Source organism: Polaromonas sp. P3_C2, assembly GCF_056402675.1.
In genome coordinates this window covers 1-5182 of sequence record NZ_JBFUGX010000295.1, presented here as the reverse complement: position 1 = coordinate 5182, position 5182 = coordinate 1, and the positions used below count along the sequence as shown (strand labels likewise).

Sequence of the window (5182 nt, the reverse complement as noted above, 5' to 3'; positions counted from 1 at the left end):
CTGCAATCGCTGCACGCCAGCCACCCGCGTCCCGACGCGCTGCGCGGCGGCTATGAAGCCATAGGGCTGGCTGGCGTAGGCCTCGCGCAAGGCCCGCCCAATCTCATCGCCACGCTGCAGACGCCGCGCGGCCTCGTCACGCTGGAATCCAAAGGAGCCTGAGAATGTTTACGAGCACAGAACTCGCCTGGTTTGCCCTCGCCGCCCTGGTGCTGGTGCTCACGCCCGGGCCCAACATGATTTACTGCATCTCGCGCACGCTGTGCCAGGGCCCCCGCGCCGGGCTGGTGTCGCTCAGCGGCGTGGCGCTGGGGTTTGTGGCGCACCTGCTGGCGGCATCTTTCGGTCTGACGGCCCTGCTGCTGGCCGTGCCGCTAGCCTTTGATGCCATCAAGGTGGCAGGCGCCGCTTACCTGCTCTGGATGGCCTGGCAAGCCGTCAAGCCCGGGGGCCTGGCGCCTTTTGAAACGCGCGAGCTGCCGCATGACCCGCCGCGCACGCTCTTCCTCATGGGTTTTATGACCAACCTGCTCAACCCCAAGGTCGCCATGTTTTATCTCTCCTTCTTTCCRCAGTTTTTGTACCCCGAGCGCGGCGACCTGCTGCTGCAAAGCCTGACGCTGGGCGCCGTGCAGATCAGCGTCAGCACGGGTGTGAACACGGTGCTGATCTGTTTCGCCGCGGCGATTGCCGGTTTCCTCAACCGCAATATCAGCTGGATGCGCGTGCAGCGCTACGTGATGGGCACGGTGCTGGGCCTTTTGGCGCTGCGCCTGCTGACTGAAAAGCGGGCGGCCGCATGAGCCGCCGGACCGCTCCCAAGGCGAATGCCGCAGCTCGCAGAGCGGAGACCACCCAATGAGCGCCGTACTCGACCACAAGCCGCAGCTGGGGAACAGCATGCTGCCTTCGCTGCAGGAGATTGAAGACGCGGCGCGTGTCGTCTACCGCGAATTCCAGGCCACGCCGCAATACCGCTGGGGCCTGTCCAGCCAGCGGCTGGGCACCGACTGCTGGATCAAGCACGAGAACCACACGCCGGTGGGCGCATTCAAGCTGCGCGGCGGACTCACCTACTTTGAAGCGCTCAAGCAACGCGGCGAGCTGCCGCGAGAAGCCGTCAGTGCCACGCGCGGCAACCACGGCCAAAGCATAGGCTGGGCCGCCCGCGCGCACGGCGTGCCCTGCACCGTCGTGGTTCCGCACGGCAACTCAGTGGAGAAAAACGCCGCCATGCGCGCGCTGGGCGTCACACTGATCGAGCATGGCAACGACTTCCAGGAAAGCCGCGAGTTTGCGAAGAGGCTGGCTGCCGAACGCGGCGCCCACATGGTGCCGAGCTTTCATGCGGATTTACTGCGCGGCGTCAGCACCTACTGGTGGGAATTCATGCTGGCAGTGCCGCAACTCGACGTGGTGTATGTGCCGATAGGCCAGGGCTCGGGCGCGTGTTCGGCCGTTGCCGCCAAGCTGGCGCTGGGCCGCAAGCTGYGCATCGTGGGCGTGGTCAGCGCGCACGCCACCACCTACGCCGACTCGCTGGCCGCGGGGCGCGTGATTGAAGCACCGGTGACCACCTACCTGGCCGACGGCATGGCGTGCCGCGTCGCGGACCAGGCCGCGCTGGATGTCTTGCTGCCGCACCTGGAGCGCATCGTGAAGGTGACGGACGACGAAGTGGCCCAGGCCATGCGCGACCTCTATGCCGACACGCACAACGTGGCCGAAGGCGCGGGCGCGGCCAGCTTTGCCGCGGCCATGCAGGAGCGCGAGCAACTCAAGGGCCTGGTAGTGGGCACGACGCTGTGCGGCGGGAATGTGGACACGGCTATTGTCGCCAAGGTGCTAGCTGCCGGCCCCCACGCTTCTCGCTTCGCGTAGTGCGCTGCCCCCCGAGGGGGCGCTGCGCCTGCGGCCCGGCAAAGCCGGTTCCACGGCCCCTGCTGGCGGGGCTGCGTTTTTTGGCTGAGGCCTCGACACTCGAACACCCAGTCGCGCGCGAGACTAAACGCAGGGGGGCAGCGCGCCACAATTTACCCATGGGAACCCTCTACCTCGTGCGCCATGGCCAGGCCTCATTTGGCGAAGACGACTACGACGTGCTCAGCCCCATGGGGCGCCAGCAAAGCGTGCGTCTGGGCGAGTACTTCAAGTACAAGGGCATCACCTTTGACGCCGCTTTCACCGGCACGCTGCAGCGCCAGATCAATACCTTTGCAGGGATCTGTGAAGGCATGGGCATCACCATGCAAGCCACACAGCGCCCGGGGCTCAATGAATATGACAGCCACGCCGTCATCGGTGCCATCCACCCGCACAAGCTCGAAAAACCCACCACGCCCGAGGAATACCGCGGCCACTTCCGGCTGCTGCGTGACGGGCTGGCACAGTGGATGGCCGGCGTCGTCAGCCCCCAGGGCATGCCAAGCTACATCGGGTTTGTTGAGGGTGTAACTTCTGTCCTGGACCACATTCGTGCCAGTTACACCGGCAATGTGCTGCTGGTTTCCAGCGGCGGGCCCATCTCGACCGCAGTGGGCCATGTGCTGGGCACCAGCCCTGAAACCACGATAGAGCTGAACCTGCGCATACGCAACTGCTCACTTACCGAGTTTGCCTTTACGCCCAAGCGGCACATGCTGGTGACCTACAACACCTTGCCGCACCTGGACGCGCCCGAACACGCAAGCTGGATCACTTACGCCTGACAGTGCCCGCGAGCAGCCGGCTTCGTGGTTTTTCCGCCATTGCCGAATCGACCACAAGCAAAGATACTTTGCGGCAACATGACCGCCGCCCTGATGCCCAGTCTTCGTCCTGTCGGAATTCACCTTCACGGTGAAACAACCGGCGCGCTAGCGGCTTCCACCTACAGTTTCCTGGTGCAGCTTGAAAAGCTCGGTCTGCAGGACGCCGTGGAAACCAGTGAGATTTTTCCGGGCTCCACCGCCGCAAGAAGCTTTTGCCTGCCGGAAGGCCTCGCCGCACAATGGGCGCCCGGCCTGGATACCCTGGGCCTGGCGGAACGGCTGCAGCTGGATACGCTGAACGACAGCGAAGACCTGGAACGGGAGATTCTTCTGGCCATGCTGCTCAGCCCGGTCGCCTTTGAATTTCCCAGCCATGCGGAGCTGGCATCGGCAGTGCGCATACGCCGCAACATCGTGCTGGCCGCACGCAAGACTGCACTGGAATTCCACACCACCGAAGTCAACCGGCCGGAGGACTGCTGGGTCTACTCGGAAGACGCTGGCTTTACCGTCAAGCCCGGTCACGCACTGATTCCCGCCCTGGAAAAAGCCACCCAACCCGAGGCCTCGGGCAAGCTGTATTCCTTTTCCTGCTACCGCGCGACCGAATACGTGATCCTGCTGGCCATCGCGCAGGAACTCGAAACCTGCAACCCGCCGTTGCTGGCYGCGCTGCAGCAGCGCTGGGAGCGCCGCGCCATCATGTCGGGCAAATTCCATGACGTGTTCCTGCGCGAATACGGCACGATGGAACAACCGCTGCCGCCCAAGTATTACGTGCCCGGCGACCGCCTCTGGTTCCGAAACCCCGATGAACACTCCTCGGACGTTTCGGGTTATGAAGGCTCCTGGGTGTTCTATATCGGCAACGGGCAGTTCACCAACTTCTGGAAGCGCGAGCAGCCCTACACCCTGACGGCCAAATGCCTGGAGCTGTTTCACTGGCGGTATGCCACCTACACCGACGAAGCCGGCGAGTTGCGTATCAATGAAAGCATCGTGGAAGCCGGCGTCAAGTCCTCCAGCACCGACCCGGCCGAGACGGCGCGAATCCTGGAACTGATGCTGCGCATGCGTGAACCCAAGGGCGTGTATGCATCAGGCGGGTGCATAGACACCTCGCGGGAACACCCCCGCTGGGTCTGCCCGGGCACCGCCGACATGGTGTTGCCGACCGCCTGATGCGATTTCAGGCAGCATGATTGCTATTAAATCAATAGCTGCTTGCGCTCATCACATAAGGGTTTCAGGCATTTTTTCTTCAAGAAACCCGAACCTCCTATTTCAGCTGGCTAGCGCTGACCCGCCAGACCACGTTGCCCACATCGTCAGCCACCAGCAGCGCGCCGCGCTTGTCCATCGCCACGCCCACCGGCCGGCCGTAGGCATGGCCTTCGGGGCTCAGGAAACCCGTGAGCACATCCACCGGCAAACCAGCCGGCAAGCCCTGGCGAAAAGGCACGAACACCACCTTGTACCCGCTGTGCGGCACGCGGTTCCAGGAACCGTGTTCACCGATAAAAACTCCCATGGCCAGTGATGGCGGCAGCGCATTGCCTTCTGAAAACACCATGCCCAATGGCGCGACATGGGAGCCCAGCGCGTAGTCGGGTGAAACCGCTTGCGCCACCAGGTCCGGACGCGGCGGCTTGACGCGGTCGTCCACGTTCTGGCCGTAATAGCTGTATGGCCAGCCGTAAAACACGCCGTCGCGCACGGAAGTCAGGTAGTCGGGCACGAGGTCGCTGCCGATCTCGTCGCGCTCGTTCACCACCGTCCAGAGTGCGCCGCTGCCGGGTGCCCAACCCATGCCGTTGGGGTTGCGCAGGCCCGAGGCAAACACGCGGTGGCTGCCGGTTTTGGCATCGACCTCCCAGATGGCGGCGCGGCCGGTTTCGGCTTCCATGCCGCGTTCTCCCACATTGCTGTTGGAGCCGACAGTGACATACAGCTTGCTGCCGTCCGGACTGGCAATGATATTTTTGGTCCAGTGGTGGTTGATGGGGCCGGCCGGCAGGTCGACCACCTTGACGGGCGCCGCCGTGATGCGGGTCTGGCCCGGCTGGTAAGGAAAGCGCATAACGGCATCCGTGTTGGCCACGTAGAAATCGTTGCCCACCAGCACCATGCCGAAAGGCGAGTTGAGGTTTTCCAGAAACACGCTGCGGCTTTCGGCCTTTCCGTCGCCGTCGGCGTCGCGCAGCAGGGTGATGCGGTTGGCCGTGGGCGCGCCAGCGCCGGCCCGGCCCATCACCTTTTTCATGAACCAGCCGCGGATACCCTTGCCGTCTTCGGGCTTGGGCGGCGCATTGCTTTCAGCCACCAGCACGTCACCGTTGGGCAGCACGTAGACCCAGCGCGGATGGTCCAGGCCGCTGGCCAGGGCCGTCACGCCCAGGCCCGCCATGGGCGTGGGTATAGCCCCCTCGGGC

At 64.1% G+C, this 5182-nt stretch carries 5 protein-coding genes; 4 read left to right on the top strand and 1 reads right to left on the bottom strand.

Annotation, left to right across the window (positions count from 1 at the left end):
* The first annotated feature begins 164 nt into the window (after positions 1 to 164).
* The 4 genes from AC1DWI_RS13295 to AC1DWI_RS13280 all read left to right on the top strand — a co-directional run bounded on the left by AC1DWI_RS13295 (position 165) and on the right by AC1DWI_RS13280 (position 3932).
* Entirely contained in the window at positions 165 to 803 is a 639-nt protein-coding gene (locus tag AC1DWI_RS13295; RefSeq protein WP_477668694.1) for a LysE family translocator, read from the top strand.
* A 55-nt stretch (positions 804 to 858) separates the two neighbouring features.
* Positions 859 to 1881, top strand: coding sequence for a threonine dehydratase (locus AC1DWI_RS13290; RefSeq protein ID WP_477724993.1), 1023 nt, complete (start codon positions 859 to 861; stop codon positions 1879 to 1881).
* 158 nt (positions 1882 to 2039) lie between these two features.
* Complete coding sequence (locus AC1DWI_RS13285) at positions 2040 to 2708, top strand: histidine phosphatase family protein (protein WP_477668696.1); 669 nt, start codon at positions 2040 to 2042, stop codon at positions 2706 to 2708.
* Between the two features lie 93 nt (positions 2709 to 2801).
* On the top strand, positions 2802 to 3932 hold the full coding sequence (locus AC1DWI_RS13280; RefSeq protein WP_477668933.1) for a hypothetical protein: 1131 nt from the start codon (positions 2802 to 2804) through the stop codon (positions 3930 to 3932).
* Between the two features lie 97 nt (positions 3933 to 4029).
* Here AC1DWI_RS13280 and AC1DWI_RS13275 read toward each other — a convergent pair.
* Positions 4030 to 5182 (bottom strand): PQQ-dependent sugar dehydrogenase (locus AC1DWI_RS13275; protein ID WP_477724992.1); only part of this gene is annotated, 1153 nt, incomplete at its 5' end.

Bases quoted from the DNA above. Each gene is read 5' to 3' on its own strand.
- AC1DWI_RS13285 (WP_477668696.1), top strand. From the start codon at position 2,040: ATGGGAACCCTCTACCTCGTGCGCCATGGCCAGGCCTCATTTGGCGAA.